The following is a 17,062-nucleotide window of genomic DNA, read 5'->3' as shown; positions in this document are numbered from 1 at the left end:
GATGACCTAGGCCTCCTATACGATCACCCAATTTTAAACATGCAAAAAAAAGACTGGTCCTTGAAGTGATGTTCACTTCATGCCAGCCCTCATTAATGAATTATATATATTACCCATCTAGTTTTTGGACAGTGAATAAATCGTAGTAGCTTCCTTGTTGCTTCATCAACTGCTCATGAGACCCGGCTTCTATGATTCTTCCGTTTTCAATGACGACAATCCGATCGGCATGCGTTATCGTTGCAAGCCGATGAGCCACGATAAAAGTCGTTCGGTCCCTAGCTAATTTTTCAAGTGATTCCTGAATAAGATGTTCACTTTCTAAATCCAACGCGGAAGTAGCCTCGTCTAGTATGAGTAACGGCGGATTTTTCAGAAATACTCTTGCGATGGCAAGCCGTTGTTTTTGCCCTCCAGAAAGCTTCACTCCACGTTCTCCAATTTTCGTGTCATAGCCTTGGGATAAATCGATTATGAATTCATGTGCATTGGCTGCTTTTGCGGCCTCCATCACTTCTGCATCGGATGCATAAGGATTTCCCATTTTGATATTCATTTTAACGGATTCACTAAAAAGAATGTTGTCCTGTAACACCATTCCGATTTGATCTCGAAGTGTACGTACCTGGAACTTTCGAATGTCCTCTCCATCAAGCAATATCCTACCTTCTGTCACATCATAAAACCGCGAAATAAGGCTGACGAGTGAAGATTTTCCTCCTCCGCTCATCCCAACCAGTGCAATCGTTTCCCCTTCATTGACATCTAAGTTGATTCCGTCTAAAATATCCCGTTCATTATCGTTGTAGCGAAACGAGACATTGTCAAACGTGATATGCCCTTTGACAAATTTAAGTTCCGTAGCATCTTTCCGATCCTCAATATCATATTTTTCATCCATAAAATCAAAGACGCGATCCATTGACGCAATCGCCTGGGTCAATGTCGTTGATGAATTGACAAGCCGCCTTAGTGGATTATAGAGGCGATCCATATAAGCAACGAATGCAGCCATTGCACCGATCGTTATCCTTCCTGTTATCGCAAAATATCCTGCGACTGTAATGACGAGAAGAGGTGCAATATCAGTGATTGTATTTACAACTGCAAAGGTTCGGGCATTCCATGATGTATGGTTCAATGCTTTATCCAAAAAGTTCGTGTTCCGTACATCAAACTGCTCCTGTTCATAATCCTCGAGAGCAAAGCTTCGAATGACGGAAACACCCTGTACCCTCTCATAAAGGTGGCCCTGCACCTCAGCTAGAGCCTGCGAACGGTCTTTCGTCAGATCCCGTAAGCGACTGTAGAAGTATTTGATTGATAGACCATAGAACGGAAGTAAGGAAATCGCAACTAGCGTCAACCAGACATCCATTGTCATCATGATGGCAATCGCAATCACGATCGTAAACATGTCAAGCCAAATATTCATAAGTCCTGTAATGACGAAAGCTTTCGTTAGTTCAACATCATGAATGACTCGAGAAATGATTTCCCCAGCTTTCGTATTGGAGTAATACTTTAAACTTAATCGCTGTATATGACTGAACAAGCGATCGCGGATGTCGTACAAGATTTTACTTCCTGTCCACTGGGCATAGTATTGCCGATAATATTCGATGGGTGGTCTGAGGACGACAAACACAAAAAAAGCGCCTGCCAATACCCAGGACAAGCGGGTAATCTTTTCATCCATACCGATATCAGCGTTCACGACGTCATCTATGACATATTTTAAAATTAATGGAATTAATAAAGGAATCCCAAACTTGAAAATCCCGATAAAGATCGTGATGATGATCTGTTTTCGGTACGGGGTAACAAATTGTAAATATCTCTTAATGCTATCCGTGGTCCTCACCTCCTGATGTCACAGTCTTTATAGCTTTAAGATAACCTACTGGCTGACTTTAGTTTCAGAAAAAGAAGTAAAAGCTCGACATTGTCGAACTTTCATTTTTACCGATATTCTAAAAACCGCTCATACCAATTCTCCACAAAAAAAGGTTCAAAAGGGCCTTTGCGTTGATTAATCAATGAATACAATTGCTCTAAATTCCGTCGCATAATATCGTTGATTTCAGTCGGGTAATCCATTTCCTTACGATGGAGCACAAACTCATCCTCATCAAGCAAGGTATAAGTCATATCCGGAAAAACTTTGACATCTAAATCATAATCGATATACTTCAATGCTTCTTCATCATAGGTAAAAGGAGTTCCTAGATTACAGTAGTAATGGATGCCATTTTCACGTAACATTGCAATGACATTGAACCATTGTTCTGAGTTGAAATAACAAATGGCTGGTTCCCTTGTACGCCACTGTCTTCCATCTGATTCTGTAACCAAAATGCGGTCATTTCCGCCAATTACAACAGAAGAAGTTCCTTTTAAGATGATTGTTTCTTCCCATACCCGGTGCAATTGTCCGTTATGTTTATAGCTTTGAATTTGTATTGAACTTCCAGTGGTCGGAAAAGACATAGCAAACTCCTTTCAACTTTTTGTCCGATTCAAAATTTGAACATCCTCTATTATATCCTTTCTTCGTATAAATGAAAATGAAAGTGCAACGAGCGATACTTGCACATAAGCTACGAGTTGTACGGAGGAAACCCGCCTCGTAGGATAAACTTGTAGACACAGGTACAGATAAGCTACTTAGCTACGAGTGCCGAGGAAGCTATACCCGTAGCATTTACTTGCGGACGCAGGTACATAATGCTCTTTAAATAATTACATTTCTTCAATACATTCAGGCAATTCGTTTCTTGGCGAGTTGACTAGCGTTGAAACATTATGTGCGGCCATTTTCTCAGCATCGTATGGTTGCAGCAAATCCTCGATTGCTTCTGGTTCTTCATCGGATTTCAGCCAACGTGAATATTCATCTTTAGGTAAAATAACTGGCATCCGGTTATGTATGTCCTCCATCAGTTCATTCGGTTTTGTCGTTAAAATTGTGCACGTATGTAATGGGTTACCGCTATCATCGGACCACCTCTCCCAGAGACCTGCAAAAGCAAAAAGATTGTCTTCCTTCATTTGAATGTATTTGGGCTGTTTTTGTTTGCCTTCCTTTTTCCATTCATAAAATCCGCTTGCCGGAATAAGACACCTGCGCCTCTTAATTGCATTGCGGAAGCTCGGTTTTTCCATAGCGGTTTCGGCACGGGCATTGATCAGCTTGTTTCCGATTGATGGGTCTTTCGCCCATGGTGGAATAAGCCCCCATTTTAAAAGCCCAGCACGTCGATTTCTTTGGTTTGATACTATGGCTAAGATGTTTTGAGAAGGCGCGATATTGAACCTTGGTTTTAGATCGATATCTGTCCATTCATCAATTTCAAACCAATCCATCAGGAGGTCGATTTCTGCTGTAAGCGTAAATCTTCCACACATTTTTTGACCACATCCTTTCTATGTACTTTGTTCGTCACCAAGTAAATTGTTTCCTTCACATTTATAGTTGAAACATTTAAACCTTGATATTTTCAGGGTTTTATGTGAAGCAGGGCCAATGACCTATGATTGAATTATTTTGTCTGACGTTCGAATTGACCATGACCCTCAAAAATCTAAGAATGTAAAAAACACCCTCGGCAGTGGATACCGAGAGTGTCTTTCGGAAGTGTGGTTACTTTTTACGCTGTTGAGATTGCTGGTTTTGCTGACGTACTTGCTGAGCATTTGTTTGTTCGCCCGCAAATTCAGCAGAAAATTGACCAGCCTTTTGTTGAGCAGCTTGTTGAGCAGCTTGTTGACCAGGTTGTTGACCTTGAGCCGCTTGAGCGTTTTGCTGCTTAACTTGTTGTACGTTTGTACCAGCTTGTGTTTGTTGGCCTTGTTGTTGTTTTGCCATGTGTCTCACCTCCACATCTGTAATTTAACCAACCCGGCAAAGTACTATGCTTATTTTTTAATGTACCATTTTCCATACATAATCCAATTTGAAAACGGAAAGATTAAAATCAGTATGTGCGGGGTAAATAGGATGTAAAGCCGTCTGTTTTTAGTTTGGGCTTGAAAAGGAGTTACAATCAGGAGGTAATAATTATGTATGTAGGGAGAGATATGACGGAACTTTCGATGATATCTAAAACTGAATGGACTGATAAAGAGTTAGCCTTCTACCATCACTCTCTTCAACAAATTACACCTTATTTGAACAGTGAAGGAGTAACAATCCATCGTGAAATCATTGAGCAAATTGAGGAACGTGGCGGATTGCATCGTGATGAAGCCGACGGGAACCATGGTACAAGACCTAATTACGAATAATACCAAAAATCAAGGGCTGACCTAAAGGCAACTTACTTTATCCTAGGTCAGCCCTTGATTTATTTTTCTTTCCAAATCGCGGCAATTTTTTGATGTGAAACCGGTAATGGATATTGTTCCAGCTCAAGCTTATTAACAATTTTAGCATCGGTATTCATCAGTTCATTCATTTTAAATGTTCCCGAATAAACAGTAAGCTTCCACGTCAAGTGTGAAAACACATGCTGAAAATCGATCAAATGCTCATTTAGATCGACAGTTATCGGATAACGACCCTCTAAATAGTTTTTCAATTGTTCAGTAAGATCAACTTTACTACCTTCTGTTTCGTAGTTCGGAAATTGCCAAAGGTTTGCAAGCAGCCCGTTTTCTGGTCGTTTTTCAATAAGCGTATTGCCGCTCTCATCAGTCAATAGCGCAACAGCAACCGGAACCGTTCTTTTCTTGATTTTTTTCTTTTTAACTGGAAGCGTGTCTTGTATCCCTTTTTCAAAAGCTTGACAGTATTGTTGAACTGGACAAAATAAACAAGTAGGTGATTTCGGTGTACAGACTGTTGCTCCAAGCTCCATTAGTCCTTGATTAAAGTGAGAAGGGTTTTCCTTTGAAATGAGCTGTCTAACTGCCCCCTCAAATAATTTACGGGTTTGAGGTTTTGCGATATCGTCTTCAATATGTAAAACTCGGGATAAAACACGCATCACATTTCCATCCACTGCTGGCTCCGGCAACCCGAAGGCTATGCTTGATATTGCACCGGCAGTATATGGACCAACACCCTTTAGTGATTGAATCGCATCGGGATCGGCAGGAATTTCACCATTATAGGTTTCCTTTACTTCACGAACAGCGGACTGCAGATTGCGCGCTCTTGAATAATAGCCGAGGCCTTCCCAAGCTTTTAAAACCTTTTCTTCATCAGCATCCGCAAGAGCTGTTGCAGTTGGAAAAAGCTCCATGAAGCGTTCGAAATAAGGAATGACCGTATCGACTCTTGTTTGCTGAAGCATAATTTCAGAAACCCAGATTTTATAAGGGTCGCGTACCTTTCTCCATGGGAGATCCCGGTGATCCGTATTATACCAATTAAGTAAATCAGATTGAAATGCTTCTTTATTTATCGAAAGTTTTAGATTGTGACAACCCATTTTAATCAACTTTAATCCCCCGTCATGATAAAATGATATGTAATGTTGAAAATAGCGACCAAATTTGTTTGATTTAGTGAATATGTCTAAACCATATAATGTAACCACTATACTATAAACTAAATGCACTATAAAATCATCTATCACCGTTTGTTCAAAATGTCGGCGTATCACTTTTGGACATCCGCTAAAATGTTATCCCATACCCATCGAACTACACATTTTTGGACACAATAAGTTAAAGAACCGAATCCGAATTTGAACCGCTTATTGAGGAGGCTTTGCAATTAATGGATACGGGTACACATATTGTTATGGGTATCGCTCTTGGTGGACTCGCCACTATCGACCCTGTACTTACACAGGATCCGGTAACTACACAAGCTGTATTAGTCGGGACGATAGTAGGCTCGAACGCCCCTGATTTTGATACGATATTAAAATTAAGGAGTAATGCCGTCTATATTCGGAACCATCGTGGAATAACCCACTCGATTCCGGCTGTTATTTTATGGCCGATTTTGATTGCTGGGGTTCTTAGTCTGTTCTTTCCAGGAGCGAATTTACTTCACGTATGGTTATGGACATTTTTAGCTGTCTTTTTACATGTGTTTGTTGATATTTTTAATGCATATGGGACTCAAGCCTTATATCCATTTACAAAAAGATGGATTGCACTCGGTATGATTAATATTTTCGATCCGTTTATATTTACTACCCATATCTTTGGGTTTGTTCTTTGGTATTTGGGCTTTGACCCTGGCTATACGTTTTTAACGATATACACCATTTTGATTGGATACTATATTTGGCGATACCTTTCAAGACGACACACAATTCAAGTTGTTAAAAAGGAAATCCTTGATGCCGAAAATGTGATCGTTTGTCCGACAATACGTTGGAGTCAAAAACACGTTGCAGTTATGACCGATGATCAGTTCCATGTCGTTGAAGTGAAGGGCGACGATTTAACCGTTCATGATATCTATGATCGAAAACCAATACCGGATAATCCAATGATCAACGCTGCCGTAAAGAATTCAAACCTTGCTGCATTTTTATCGTTTTCACCAGTCTATCGTTGGGAAGTCGAGAACCTCGAGGACGGTTACGAAGTACGATTCATCGACTTACGATACCGTTCTAAGGGGCACTACCCTTTTGTAGCAGTTGTTCGAATGGATGAGAACTTAACGATTACAACCTCCTTTACAGGCTGGGTCTACAGTGAAAAGACGTTAAAACGGAAGCTCGAGTTAGCAACGAATTAAGAAAAAGAGGGATGGCTCGCAGCGAGTCATTCCTCTCTTTGCACATTAGGAAAGCATAACTTTTCAACAAGAAGGATAATCATCGTTAAAGAAAAGTTTACGTCCCAAGTATAAGCGCAGCTAAGGCTCAGTCTGCGCCAAGGCTTGACTTTGCCTAGTTTTCTTTATTAAGCAGATGTGAAAATTTCGGATTGTTGCTGAAATAATCATGAAGCTTTGCACCGTAACGAATAATCGACTCCTGTACGATTCGCTCTGTCATTTCGTGGCCTTTGTACGTTCTGCCTGCACGCGCTCGTGTAGTCTCGAAATCTTCCCAAAGTGCCTCCACCCAATTCCTCGCTTCATCATAAGTTAGGTTGCTGTTCTGTTACTGAAGCTGTTCTGCTAAGCGATGAAAGGTTTCATTCATCATTAATCCCTCAATCCATGTCAATTTTTTCACAACATATTAGACGTGTTTTCTTGTCATACTAAGGTTACCGATTACAAAGGAGCTGTTACCAATGCGTAATAAAGCTAAAGACTTTCCTAATCGGATTTCTCCCTCGGGTGAACCCCGGGCAAAAGAAGAATATGCATCAAAACGAGCCAATGGGACGACCCAAACACATCCATTCGAGCGAATGAGGCGTTCCAATCAATCCTGATGACACTTTATTAGGAGTTGTCAACTCATGGGAAAAGATACTCAAAACCGGCTATATGCGATGTATGAAGATCCATTCCAATCACCGCGCGCGAACCCGAAACATTCCTACCAACAGGTGAATGGAGAAACGCAGCGGAGTTTGCACAACCACGTATTAAAAGTTGAAACACGAAAACGCTCTTAGATTGCATTAAACTGGACTAACCCTTATAATGAGGCATTTGCTCCCATTATAACAACGGGTTAGTCCTTTTTATTTTTCGAACGCAGCATCGATATCGGAAATGCCTCAAGTTCGTTTTGTCCGCTTCGATATCCCCATGCGAAAATTCCATTCATATAATCAATTTTAAAATCACGTTGTGGATCAATTTCCAACTCATATACTTCACCTGGCTTATAATGTGATGGGTCAAGCAAATAACATCGAGCCATCGCAATTTTCCTTTCAAGCACTGCTAGTTCATTGACGACCCCAAGTTGTTCCGCTTTTCTTGCATTTTCCGTTAATGTACGAATTTCTTCATGCAATTCATATTTACTCATATCACTATAGCGCTTTTCCATTCATTTAACCTCCAAATCCCCTTTTAGTATAGTAGAAATCGTATTTATTTGCCAAATTAAAGAGGTATGCTAGCATAATGATGGTGCTTGATACAACCTTACCGCTTTGAAAAATCAATCTAAAATTCGTAATTAAAGAAGGTCATTTTTTTACTTAAATATACAAGGAGTGATTACATTGAAAAATATCATCATTACCGGTGCTGGAACTGGATTAGGCAGGAGCCTTGCAATTCAATACGGAAAAAAAGGCGACCATGTTTTCCTTGTCGGACGCCGAATCGAACCGTTAGAAACGGTAAAAGAAGAAATAGCAATCTGTGGCGGGTCTGCAACTGCAATTGCTTGTGATATAACAAATACAAAGGACATTCAAAATTCGCTCCATTCATTTTTAGAAACCGACCGGATCGACCTTCTGATAAACAATGCCGGAACCGGTTGTTTTGGTCCGCTCGATACATATTCTGATGATGAAATCGAACAAGTATTAGCGACGAACATAAAAGGAACGATCAATATGACGAGGGCGATCCTACCTTTACTTGTTGAACAAGGTGAAGGTCAACTTATGAATGTCATTTCAACCGCCGGACTACGCGGAAAGAAAAATGAATCCGTCTATGTAGCAAGCAAATTCGCGGTACGTGGTTTTACAGAAAGTCTTATTAAGGAACTTGAAGGAACGGCCATCCAAGTGACAGCCGTTTATATGGGCGGAATGGACACCCCGTTTTGGGATGAAACGGACCACATCAAAGACCGCTCCCGCTTAAAGAGTCCTGATACCGTAGCCGAGCTGATTGTTGACCAAAATGCCGGTCAAGCAGAGATTTTTATTGATCGCTAATCTCAGTTTCATTTAGCCATTCATCAATCAGCTCGATAGAAAATCCTTTTCTATACAATTGCTGCTTCATCTTCTGTTTATATTCCCAGCCTGAAAATTTCCGATACTTACGATGGGCCTTTTGAGCTTGTATATCCAATGCCTCCCGCTCTTCTTGTTCATCTTTTTGAAGGGAGGCTTTTTCAATTGCTTGTTCAATAATAGTCCATGAAAAACCTTTTTGCTTCAAAAGCTGACCGATCTTTTGCTTTGCCGCTATCTCACTTAGTTTTTGGTTCTGTTTCGCCTTTTTCTTTGCAAGCTTTGTCGCGGATTCAATTTGCTGATCTTGTGGATATACAAGGATCGCCTTTTCTATGATCGCTTCCGAAACACCCTTCAGCTTCAACTCTTGTTCCAGCGCTTTCGGTCCTTTTTGAGAAGTTGTCACTTTACTACGTATGAACATTTTTGCGAACTCAAGGTCATCTATATACTTTAATTCTTGAAGGCGTTTCATAATCGCCTCAATTGCTGAAGTGGGAACTTCCTTCTTCTTTAAATATTCGACGATTTCTTGACACGACCTCATTCTGTACGATAAATAGTTCACAGCCTGATTAAAGCCTTTTCGCACTTCGTCCTCTGACTGTAATTCGGATATTTCCTTCGCACTGAGTTCCATGCCCTTTTCAATTCCAAACTTAATATAGACATCCTCATCAATTGCAAATCCGAATTCTTCCCCATGCCCACAATCAACATAAACATTGTATCGGCTTTTATTTTTCTTTTGAACTGTGATCTTTGTTATTTTCATTCGGACCACCTCTTCCATCAGTTTAGCACATGCCCCCTTTTAAAGGATAATACTGGGTCCTTTGCACTAAACTCTTAATTCATATTAAACACATGGCTTTTAGAACCTCTTAAAGGAAAAATCAAATGTAAAGGCGAATACAAACATAAGCAAGTATTAGGAGGAGTTCGCAATGAATATCGCCATAACAGGTGGGACTGGTTTTGTTGGACAAGCACTGACCGATCACCTAACTCGCCAGGGATACTCTGTGTATGTACTAACCCGAAACCCAGAAGACAAACCCGATAAAAACAACGTAACCTACATAAAATGGCTCACGGACGACAGTGATCCTAGTACTGAATTACCGGATCTGTCAGCTATCGTCAATTTGGCAGGAGAAACGATTAACGGTCGATGGACGGAAGAAAAAAAGGAAAAAATCATATCGAGCCGGATCACCGCAACTCAAGAAATCGTCAATATAATTGCAGCTCAACCAAATAAGCCCTCTGTTTTAATAAACGCATCAGCAATCGGTTTTTACGGTACGTCCATGACGAGAACATTTGATGAAACTGTACAGGAACCAGGCAATGATTTTCTTTCCCACGTTACAGAAAACTGGGAACGGGAAGCTGCAAAAGCAAAAGCTTTCGGGGTGCGTGTTGTTTATACCCGCTTCGGTTTGATCCTGGATGGCGATGAAGGTGCACTGCCCCGGATTGCAATTCCCTATAAAATATTTGCCGGAGGACCTATTGGTTCTGGTGAGCAATGGTACTCCTGGATTCATATAAATGATATTGTCGGTCTGATTGATTTTGCGATTAACAATGAAACCGTTGATGGACCCTTGAATGCCACCTCTCCTCATCCAGTGCAGATGCATGTTTTCGGAAAAGTACTTGGAAAAACACTAAACCGGCCGCATTGGTTTCCTACCCCAGGATTTTTATTACGCGGTGCACTTGGTGAGATGAGTACATTGATTTTGGACGGTCAAAAGGTTTATCCACAGAAGGCATTAAACGATGGCTATAAATTTCAATTTCCTACACTTACATCTGCTTTAAATGCAATCTATAATAAATAACTTCTCAGCATGAACAGATACGCTATATAACATTAAATCCAAATGAGGTACACCAATGAAAACATTGATAAAAAATGCAACCCTATACCCGGTTACTTCGTCTGTAAAATCCGGCGATCTGTTAATTGAAAACGGGAAAATTACACAAATCGCTGAAAGTATATCAGTTCAAAATAACATGAATGTCTTTGAAGCAACCGGAATGCATTTGCTGCCTGGTTTTATCGATGTCCATACCCATCTCGGATTATATGATGAAGGCACCGGCTGGGCTGGAAACGACGCAAATGAAACCCATGAACCTTTAACACCCCATATCCGAGCCATCGATAGCATACATCCACTCGATATTGCCTTCAATGATGCCATTAAGTTTGGAATTACGACCGTTCATGTTATGCCTGGCAGCGCAAATGTGATTGGCGGCCAAACCGCTGTCATCAAGACTCATGGAAAGAACGTCAAGAACATGCTCGTAAAGGAAAAAGCCGGCCTGAAAATTGCACTTGGAGAAAACCCGAAACGGATTCATAGCGGCAGACACAATGATTCGATTACGAGGATGGGCATCATGGGAATGTTACGAGAAGAATTTTATAAAGCAAAACACACAGATAACCCAAATTGCTTACGAATAGCGCCGATCATTTCCGTGTTGAAGCGGGAAATGCCTGTTCGAATCCACGCCCATCGTGCCGATGATATTCTTTCTGCAGTTCGATTCGCAGATGAGTTTGATCTCGACCTACGCATTGAACACTGTACAGAGGGTCACTTAGTCGTTTCAGAGCTAGCGGACCGGAACCTTCAAGTCTCAGTCGGACCTACACTTACCCGTAAATCGAAAATTGAACTCAAAAATAAAACGTGGCAAACCTATAGGATTTTAAGTGAGCACGATGTAGCGGTTTCCATAACAACCGACCATCCATACGTACCTATACAGTACTTGAATGTGTGTGCTGCCCTTGCTGTACGAGAAGGTCTGCCCATCGAAAAAGCGATTGCGGGAATTACAATTAATCCTGCCAAAAACCTCGGTATTGATGAACGGGTCGGAAGTCTTGAAGTTGGAAAAGACGCCGATATTACTTTGTGGAATAACCATCCTTTCCACTTTTCGGCACTTCCCATTTTGACGATGATCAATGGTGAAATTGTGTATCAGAAATCGGACTAATATTCATGAACTCATTCGTTAAAAAAAGCTAAAAAATGACAAAAAAAGTTTATTTTCTTTTTTGTAAAAATCTATTATGATTATCTTATAAATTTGGTTTACTTAAATAAAAAATTTAATTGAATACAGGCAAGGGAAGGCAATTGGTGCGCCACCAGAAACATCTGGTCTTAGTGGGTTCGATTCCCACCCCGAATTAGAACGTTTAATTCGAGGGTGGAATCAGTCTGCCCTCTGGGAGAGGATGTAGAACATGTTAAAGAAACGTGATCTTTCAGAGTGTCATGTTTTGTACGATTTGATGGTGGACCCAGCGGTCTTCCCTTTTGTGCGTCAAAAGGCAGGCTCATTCGAGGAATTCATGTTTTTGACGAAACAAACAATTGAGGCCGAAGATCGTGGTGAGTTGATCTCGAGAACCATTTTGGATGAATGGCATAACCCGATTGGAACGATCAACCTTTTTGATATCCAAAATCAATGTGGTTTTTTAGGAACATGGCTCGGAAAGCCATATCACGGAAAAGGGTATAACCAGCCAGCAAAAGAGGAATTTTTCAATGAACTCTTTTTTGAGAAGGAAATCCAAACGATTTTGATGCGAATCCGAAAAACGAATCTTCGTTCAAAGTATGCTGCGCAAAAATTTCCATACATTACGCTTGCTAACGATGTCCGAACAGAAATATATCAACAATTAAACACGTTTGAAGACGTTTATGATTTATACCAAATTGAGCGTGACACCTATTATTTATACACATTACGCGAAGCGGTAAACGAAGAAGTTATTCGTGAAGCTTGAGTCTTCGAGTGTTGGCAGGGAAACTTCAGCGTAAGGTGTTTCGAGCTCAGTACTTGATATCCTTTATAATGCAGCCGTTTCACCAACCACATATTCACACGATTTCCCTTTCTTTCCTCTTATAGATTGCTTTATTGTGTACATCATAATAGCGAGAGGTCATCCTCTCACCAAGCGTCTAAGGAGGGTTTACTCATGGGAAAAGACAAACGTGCTCGCAGACAAGCACAAAACAAGCAGAACATGGCTCCAGATGGCCGTGATGTGGAGTTTTCCCAAGAACTTGCCGACTCAAACGATCTGCAAGCTCAAGAACGAGCCGCTGCGGCTAGTAAGAGAGCAAGACAAAAATAACCTCTGTAAGACTGAACGAAGAGACTTGTCCCTTCCCCGGCAAGTCTCTTTTAATTGTGGATAAACACAAGGATTGTGGGTAACCTTATCCACAGCACTGTGAAAAATGTTAATAACTTTATGAATCCTTATTTTGCTGTTGTGTATAACCTTACCCGTATGTGGATTTATTAACAAAAACTGTGCATAAGTTGTGGATATATCTAAAGAAAACTTGGCTAGCGCCAAGCCTTAGTGAAGGCGATCGCCCCTAGTTGCACTTATACTTAGGACGTAAACTTTTCTCCAACGTCGGTAATTCTTCTTGCTAAAAAGTTATACTCCTGCGTGTAAAAAACACGTCTGATGTGTAAGTCAGGCGTGTTTTTAGCTATTTTTTGTTTAAAGTTAAGGCTGCAACTACTTCAACATGTGACGTATGCGGGAACATATCCACAGGCTGTAAACTTTGTATTTTGAATCCTGATTCAGATAAGAAATTGACGTCTTTTGCTAGGGTTGATGGGTTACATGATACATAAACCAATTTTTTCGGTTTGATTTTCGCAACTGTTTGTAAAAACGTTTGGTCACAGCCTGTCCGAGGAGGATCGACCACGATGACGTCAGGTTTCCAGCCTTCCTTCAGCCATTTAGGAAGCCAATATTCTGCTTTACCCGTTACATAGTCAGCATTCGAATAGCCATGTTTGATGGCATTTTCGGAGGCATCCCGAATTGAATCCTGAATGACATCCATTCCGCGTATTTCTTTTGCATCCTTTGCTAGCCACAACCCGATCGTTCCAACTCCACAATATGCATCAACTACTTTTTCTACACCAGTCAGTTTCGCCGCTCTCCGAACTTGGTTATATAATTTTACCGTTTGAATTGGATTCAATTGAAAAAAGGCTCTTGCGGATAACTCAAATGAAAGATCACCAAGTGTCTCTTGGATTGTTTCTCCGCCTTCCAAATGGATCGTTTTATCTCCGAAAATGACCGATGTTTTTTGTCCGTTAATGTTTTGTAAAAGAGAAACGACTTGTGGCAAGCGACTTTTAATCTCCTGAATAAGCAAGTCTTTTTTAGGAAGATTACGTTCGGCCGTTACTAGGACAACCTGTACCTGTTTGGTTTGAAAACTCACTCGCGTTACAATCGTCCTGACCATCCCTGTACGTTTTCTTTCGTTATAAATCGAAATGTTCAGATCCCCCAGAATCGATTTGATCACATTCGTGACATTCGATGTTTCGGGATGCTGGACCATACAATTCGTCAAATCAATCAGCTTGTGAGATCCGATACCATAAAGTCCCGCAATAACTCCCGCCTCTTTTTTAGCCACCTGAAGCTGACTTTTATTTCGGTAGTTCCAAGGGTCTTCCATTCCAATCGTATCTTTTAACGGTATATGATGGGCATTGTAACTCGTATACCGCTGAAATGCTTGACGAACAATATCCTTCTTTTCGCGAAGCTGAGCTTCATACTTAAGATGCTGCAACTGACAGCCTCCACATTCCTCATAAATCGGACATGGGGGTTTTACCCGGTCATCTGATCGTTTCTTTATAGTGGCTAAATTCGCTTCGATCCGATTTGGAAAGGATTTGTCAACTTTCGCTATAACCTCTTCCCCTGGAAGGGCTCCAGGAATGAATGTAACTTTCTTTTTATAAAATCCGACACCTTCTCCATTGATGCCTAGCCTTTTTATCGTAACGGGGATCTTATCTCCTGTTTTTACATGTACATCCTTCGTTTTCATGCTTACACTCCGGTCTTCTGTAGAATCGGATTCATTATATCACATGACTGGATTGATTCCTCTCATGGAAGAGGGTCAGGTACCAGTTAAGTACCTGACCCTTTAGAGTTATTGATGATTGTGTCCTATTAAATGCTCATTTGCAACGAGAGAATTCAAGCTTTTGAAGGTATAGCCTTGTTTACGAAGATCATCAATGACGCGACCTAATGCTTCTGCATTATCCTTGGAAACGGTGTGCAAAAGGAGGATTGCCCCGGGATGAATTTGCTTCATGATGTTGCGATAGGCATAGTCCTCGCCTTTTTGTTCGTTCGTTACCCAATCCTTATAAGCAAGGGACCAGAATACATTGATGTAGCCTTCTTTTTCAGATAATGCCAGGGTCCGTTCACTGAAAACTCCCCTTGGCGGGCGTAGAAATACCATGTCATTGTGCCCGGTTAACTTTTGATATTCTTCCTCAACCTTTGTAAGTTCTTCTTTTAACCGAGAATTACTTACTGACGTCAAATCAGGGTGTTTCCACGAATGATTTCCGACAATATGTCCTTCTTTCACCATCCGTTTCACGAGTTCTGCTTGATCATTCAGATAATGTCCAGTTACAAAAAAGGTTGCTGGAACATTTTTTTCATTTAACACATCAAGGATTTGTTTCGTATAGCCATTTTCATAGCCGTTATCAAAGGTTAAGTACAAATTTTTCCCACTCGTATCACCAATGTAAAAGCCATTATATTTTTTCAGAAGCTCCATAAATTCTGGTTCGGTCGTTGCAGGTTGATGATCCTTGCTCCGTTTAAAAAACCAATCATGTTTTTCATTTGAATAGGCATGTCCGTTCAATGGAGTCAATAATACCAAGACGGCAGCTAGAATTACGATGCAAAATTGTTTAACCACAGAAATCTTCTCCCTTATATGTCTTTATATTTAGTTTGAATATAGTTTTACTATCCATACAAGGAATCGATTTCCATATGATCAGTCAATTTAAAACCAAAATACACAAATGAACAATTTTCATGTAAAAAACTAGTCATAACGTTATGATTTAAGAACGGGGAAGTTTTAAAAGGGCGTTGTATGAATTGATTCGACCATGTTGATAAAGTGTCCCTAAACCAGAGATCGGTACCGTTGTCGACTCAATCGTATTCCTTACTGTATTGGCGTTGGAGTTGAGGGAAAGGAGCAATGCAGCTAATCCGCTCACCAATGGAGTTGCTTGTGATGTACCTGATAGATATCCATAATTTCTAAAACCGATTACATTCGGTTCAATCGGAGCAGTTGATAACATTTCGACACCAGGTGCAGCTAAATCAACCCAAGTTGCACCGAAGTTAGAAAACTGAGCTTTTGTATCATCACGTTCAAGGGCGGCTACACTGATACATTGTGCAAATGCTGCTGGATAAGAATGATCACTGGATCCATCGTTCCCTGCTGCTGCTACAAGGATTACTCCTTTGCCTGCTGCGTATTTGGCAGCATCATGAAGCGTGGAACTGAATGAAGGTCCGCCTAAACTCATGTTGATGACCCGTGCTCCATTATTAGCAGCAAAAACAATTCCTCGTGCTACATCACTGTCAAAGCCTGTCCCACTATCGTCCAGCACTTTGACATTCATCAGTGTCGGATTGATTGCTAAACCGGCAACTCCGACTCCATTTTTCGTCACTGCAGCTGCAATACCAGCTACATGAGTTCCATGGCCATAAAAGTCTTCTGCAGTTGGAGCAGCTGAAAAATTTGCGTTCAAAATAAGTTTATCCTGTAAATCCGGATGATCCATGCAGATGCCTGTATCCAAAATTGCAATAGGAACTTTGGTAGAACCTCTAGTTATATTCCATGCTCTTGTAGCATTGACTTTCAATAGACCCCATTGGCGAGAAAGAAGAGGATCATTTGGGACTAGTTGGGTTTTAACCTTTCCATCACGTTCCGCAAATTCAACCTCATTACATGTAGAATAATGATGAAGACAAGAATTTATTGACATCCGATCAACAGAAACGATATGGATATTAAGTTCCTTAATCTCGTCAATTAGTGTGGCTTTTATTTGTTGATGAATTTTGAGGCATTGGTGGCGAGGGGTATTTGAACGAAAGCGGATAAGGATTCGATCGCAAGAAAATTCCATCTTGTAATATCACCTCCTATCATCGAGTTATTCTCTATTAATTTACTCAATGTAGAAGATAGAGGACACGGCGCATTGTAAACAAAACAACTTAATTATACGAAAGCTTAAATATATCCCACTTCACAAGAAATTTTATACGGCCACGGGTATTATG

General features: G+C 40.7%; 19 protein-coding genes and 1 pseudogene. 9 read left to right on the top strand and 11 right to left on the bottom strand.

From position 1 onward, the window contains the following. Positions 1-109 precede the first annotated feature (109 nt). From MOJ78_RS03430 to MOJ78_RS03415, 4 genes are all read right to left on the bottom strand, one after another. Positions 110-1,864 carry an ABC transporter ATP-binding protein gene (locus MOJ78_RS03430; protein ID WP_304979835.1) on the bottom strand — a complete coding sequence of 585 codons (1,755 nt, stop codon included), beginning with the start codon at positions 1,862-1,864 and terminating at the stop codon, positions 110-112. A 98-nt stretch (positions 1,865-1,962) separates the two neighbouring features. Continuing rightward, positions 1,963-2,490, bottom strand: a complete 528-nt coding sequence (locus MOJ78_RS03425; protein WP_304979834.1) for a nucleoside tri-diphosphate phosphatase — start codon at positions 2,488-2,490, stop codon at positions 1,963-1,965. 252 nt (positions 2,491-2,742) lie between these two features. Further along, complete coding sequence (locus tag MOJ78_RS03420; protein WP_304979833.1) at positions 2,743-3,408, bottom strand: SOS response-associated peptidase; 666 nt, start codon at positions 3,406-3,408, stop codon at positions 2,743-2,745. 235 nt (positions 3,409-3,643) lie between these two features. Continuing rightward, positions 3,644-3,868 (bottom strand): gamma-type small acid-soluble spore protein, encoded by a 225-nt coding sequence (locus MOJ78_RS03415; RefSeq protein WP_304979832.1) that lies wholly within the window; start codon positions 3,866-3,868, stop codon positions 3,644-3,646. Between the two features lie 194 nt (positions 3,869-4,062). Here MOJ78_RS03415 and MOJ78_RS03410 point away from each other — a divergent pair, with 194 nt between their 5' ends. Continuing rightward, entirely contained in the window at positions 4,063-4,287 is a 225-nt protein-coding gene (locus MOJ78_RS03410; protein WP_304979831.1) for a hypothetical protein, read from the top strand. A gap of 59 nt (positions 4,288-4,346) precedes the next feature. Here the strand turns inward: MOJ78_RS03410 and mutY are convergent, their stop codons facing one another. Then, complete coding sequence (gene mutY / locus MOJ78_RS03405; protein WP_304981171.1) at positions 4,347-5,435, bottom strand: A/G-specific adenine glycosylase; 1,089 nt, start codon at positions 5,433-5,435, stop codon at positions 4,347-4,349. Positions 5,436-5,725: 290 nt separating this feature from the next. Here mutY and MOJ78_RS03400 point away from each other — a divergent pair, with 290 nt between their 5' ends. Beyond that, positions 5,726-6,706: a metal-dependent hydrolase gene (locus MOJ78_RS03400; RefSeq protein ID WP_304979830.1), complete on the top strand. Its 981-nt coding sequence runs from the start codon at positions 5,726-5,728 to the stop codon at positions 6,704-6,706. Between the two features lie 154 nt (positions 6,707-6,860). Here MOJ78_RS03400 and MOJ78_RS03395 read toward each other — a convergent pair. Next, a pseudogene (locus MOJ78_RS03395) lies at positions 6,861-7,064 on the bottom strand (YfhJ family protein); the annotation flags it as partial. A gap of 148 nt (positions 7,065-7,212) precedes the next feature. On the opposite strand from MOJ78_RS03395, the gene sspK reads away from it, so the two are divergent. Continuing rightward, the gene (sspK, locus tag MOJ78_RS03390) at positions 7,213-7,356 is read left to right on the top strand and encodes a small, acid-soluble spore protein K (RefSeq protein WP_304979829.1); all 144 of its coding nucleotides are present in this window, start codon (positions 7,213-7,215) and stop codon (positions 7,354-7,356) included. A 27-nt stretch (positions 7,357-7,383) separates the two neighbouring features. Beyond that, entirely contained in the window at positions 7,384-7,542 is a 159-nt protein-coding gene (locus MOJ78_RS03385) for a YpzG family protein (RefSeq protein WP_304979828.1), read from the top strand. Between the two features lie 59 nt (positions 7,543-7,601). On the opposite strand, the gene MOJ78_RS03380 is transcribed toward MOJ78_RS03385, so the two are convergent. Continuing rightward, positions 7,602-7,925, bottom strand: a complete 324-nt coding sequence (locus MOJ78_RS03380) for a YfhH family protein (protein ID WP_304979827.1) — start codon at positions 7,923-7,925, stop codon at positions 7,602-7,604. A gap of 178 nt (positions 7,926-8,103) precedes the next feature. Here MOJ78_RS03380 and MOJ78_RS03375 point away from each other — a divergent pair, with 178 nt between their 5' ends. Then, on the top strand, positions 8,104-8,775 hold the full coding sequence (locus tag MOJ78_RS03375) for an SDR family NAD(P)-dependent oxidoreductase (protein WP_304979826.1): 672 nt from the start codon (positions 8,104-8,106) through the stop codon (positions 8,773-8,775). Here MOJ78_RS03375 and recX read toward each other — a convergent pair. After that, entirely contained in the window at positions 8,762-9,574 is an 813-nt protein-coding gene (gene recX / locus MOJ78_RS03370; protein ID WP_304979825.1) for a recombination regulator RecX, read from the bottom strand. The two genes, MOJ78_RS03375 and recX, sit on opposite strands and share 14 nt — an antisense overlap. 172 nt (positions 9,575-9,746) lie before the next feature. On the opposite strand from recX, the gene MOJ78_RS03365 reads away from it, so the two are divergent. The 4 genes from MOJ78_RS03365 (at position 9,747) to MOJ78_RS03350 (ending at position 12,991) form a co-directional block, all read left to right on the top strand. Next, positions 9,747-10,652, top strand: coding sequence for a TIGR01777 family oxidoreductase (locus tag MOJ78_RS03365; protein WP_304979824.1), 906 nt, complete (start codon positions 9,747-9,749; stop codon positions 10,650-10,652). A 55-nt stretch (positions 10,653-10,707) separates the two neighbouring features. Further along, a complete protein-coding gene (locus MOJ78_RS03360) occupies positions 10,708-11,832 on the top strand; it encodes an amidohydrolase (RefSeq protein WP_304979823.1) in 1,125 nt (374 codons plus the stop codon). Positions 11,833-12,085: 253 nt separating this feature from the next. Further along, complete coding sequence (locus MOJ78_RS03355) at positions 12,086-12,637, top strand: GNAT family N-acetyltransferase (protein ID WP_304979822.1); 552 nt, start codon at positions 12,086-12,088, stop codon at positions 12,635-12,637. Positions 12,638-12,832: 195 nt separating this feature from the next. Continuing rightward, positions 12,833-12,991 (top strand): YfhD family protein, encoded by a 159-nt coding sequence (locus MOJ78_RS03350; RefSeq protein WP_304979821.1) that lies wholly within the window; start codon positions 12,833-12,835, stop codon positions 12,989-12,991. A 370-nt stretch (positions 12,992-13,361) separates the two neighbouring features. Here the strand turns inward: MOJ78_RS03350 and rlmD are convergent, their stop codons facing one another. From rlmD to MOJ78_RS03335, 3 genes are all read right to left on the bottom strand, one after another. Beyond that, the gene (rlmD, locus tag MOJ78_RS03345) at positions 13,362-14,747 is read right to left on the bottom strand and encodes a 23S rRNA (uracil(1939)-C(5))-methyltransferase RlmD (protein WP_304979820.1); all 1,386 of its coding nucleotides are present in this window, start codon (positions 14,745-14,747) and stop codon (positions 13,362-13,364) included. A 108-nt stretch (positions 14,748-14,855) separates the two neighbouring features. Then, positions 14,856-15,653, bottom strand: coding sequence for a delta-lactam-biosynthetic de-N-acetylase (gene pdaA, locus MOJ78_RS03340; protein WP_370529760.1), 798 nt, complete (start codon positions 15,651-15,653; stop codon positions 14,856-14,858). Between the two features lie 151 nt (positions 15,654-15,804). Beyond that, positions 15,805-16,905 carry a S8 family serine peptidase gene (locus tag MOJ78_RS03335; protein ID WP_304979819.1) on the bottom strand — a complete coding sequence of 367 codons (1,101 nt, stop codon included), beginning with the start codon at positions 16,903-16,905 and terminating at the stop codon, positions 15,805-15,807. Between the last annotated feature and the right edge of the window lie 157 nt (positions 16,906-17,062).

The organism is Alkalihalobacillus sp. AL-G, assembly GCF_030643805.1.
Lineage (GTDB): Bacteria > Bacillota > Bacilli > Bacillales > Fictibacillaceae > Pseudalkalibacillus.
This window is presented reverse-complemented; position numbering and strand designations above follow the sequence as displayed.

What these genes read in the sequence shown, in the direction of transcription:
- MOJ78_RS03350 (WP_304979821.1), top strand. Translation starts at nt 12,833, where the DNA reads ATGGGAAAAGACAAACGTGCTCGCAGACAAGCACAAAACAAGCAGAAC.
- MOJ78_RS03360 (WP_304979823.1), top strand. Translation starts at nt 10,708, where the DNA reads ATGAAAACATTGATAAAAAATGCAACCCTATACCCGGTTACTTCGTCT.
- MOJ78_RS03355 (WP_304979822.1), top strand. Translation starts at nt 12,086, where the DNA reads ATGTTAAAGAAACGTGATCTTTCAGAGTGTCATGTTTTGTACGATTTG.
- MOJ78_RS03400 (WP_304979830.1), top strand. Translation starts at nt 5,726, where the DNA reads ATGGATACGGGTACACATATTGTTATGGGTATCGCTCTTGGTGGACTC.
- MOJ78_RS03365 (WP_304979824.1), top strand. Translation starts at nt 9,747, where the DNA reads ATGAATATCGCCATAACAGGTGGGACTGGTTTTGTTGGACAAGCACTG.
- MOJ78_RS03415 (WP_304979832.1), bottom strand. Translation starts at nt 3,868, where the DNA reads ATGGCAAAACAACAACAAGGCCAACAAACACAAGCTGGTACAAACGTA.
- MOJ78_RS03420 (WP_304979833.1), bottom strand. Translation starts at nt 3,408, where the DNA reads ATGTGTGGAAGATTTACGCTTACAGCAGAAATCGACCTCCTGATGGAT.
- mutY (WP_304981171.1), bottom strand. Translation starts at nt 5,435, where the DNA reads ATGGGTTGTCACAATCTAAAACTTTCGATAAATAAAGAAGCATTTCAA.
- MOJ78_RS03425 (WP_304979834.1), bottom strand. Translation starts at nt 2,490, where the DNA reads ATGTCTTTTCCGACCACTGGAAGTTCAATACAAATTCAAAGCTATAAA.
- MOJ78_RS03380 (WP_304979827.1), bottom strand. Translation starts at nt 7,925, where the DNA reads ATGGAAAAGCGCTATAGTGATATGAGTAAATATGAATTGCATGAAGAA.
- MOJ78_RS03410 (WP_304979831.1), top strand. Translation starts at nt 4,063, where the DNA reads ATGTATGTAGGGAGAGATATGACGGAACTTTCGATGATATCTAAAACT.
- recX (WP_304979825.1), bottom strand. Translation starts at nt 9,574, where the DNA reads ATGAAAATAACAAAGATCACAGTTCAAAAGAAAAATAAAAGCCGATAC.
- rlmD (WP_304979820.1), bottom strand. Translation starts at nt 14,747, where the DNA reads ATGAAAACGAAGGATGTACATGTAAAAACAGGAGATAAGATCCCCGTT.
- MOJ78_RS03335 (WP_304979819.1), bottom strand. Translation starts at nt 16,905, where the DNA reads ATGGAATTTTCTTGCGATCGAATCCTTATCCGCTTTCGTTCAAATACC.
- MOJ78_RS03385 (WP_304979828.1), top strand. Translation starts at nt 7,384, where the DNA reads ATGGGAAAAGATACTCAAAACCGGCTATATGCGATGTATGAAGATCCA.
- sspK (WP_304979829.1), top strand. Translation starts at nt 7,213, where the DNA reads ATGCGTAATAAAGCTAAAGACTTTCCTAATCGGATTTCTCCCTCGGGT.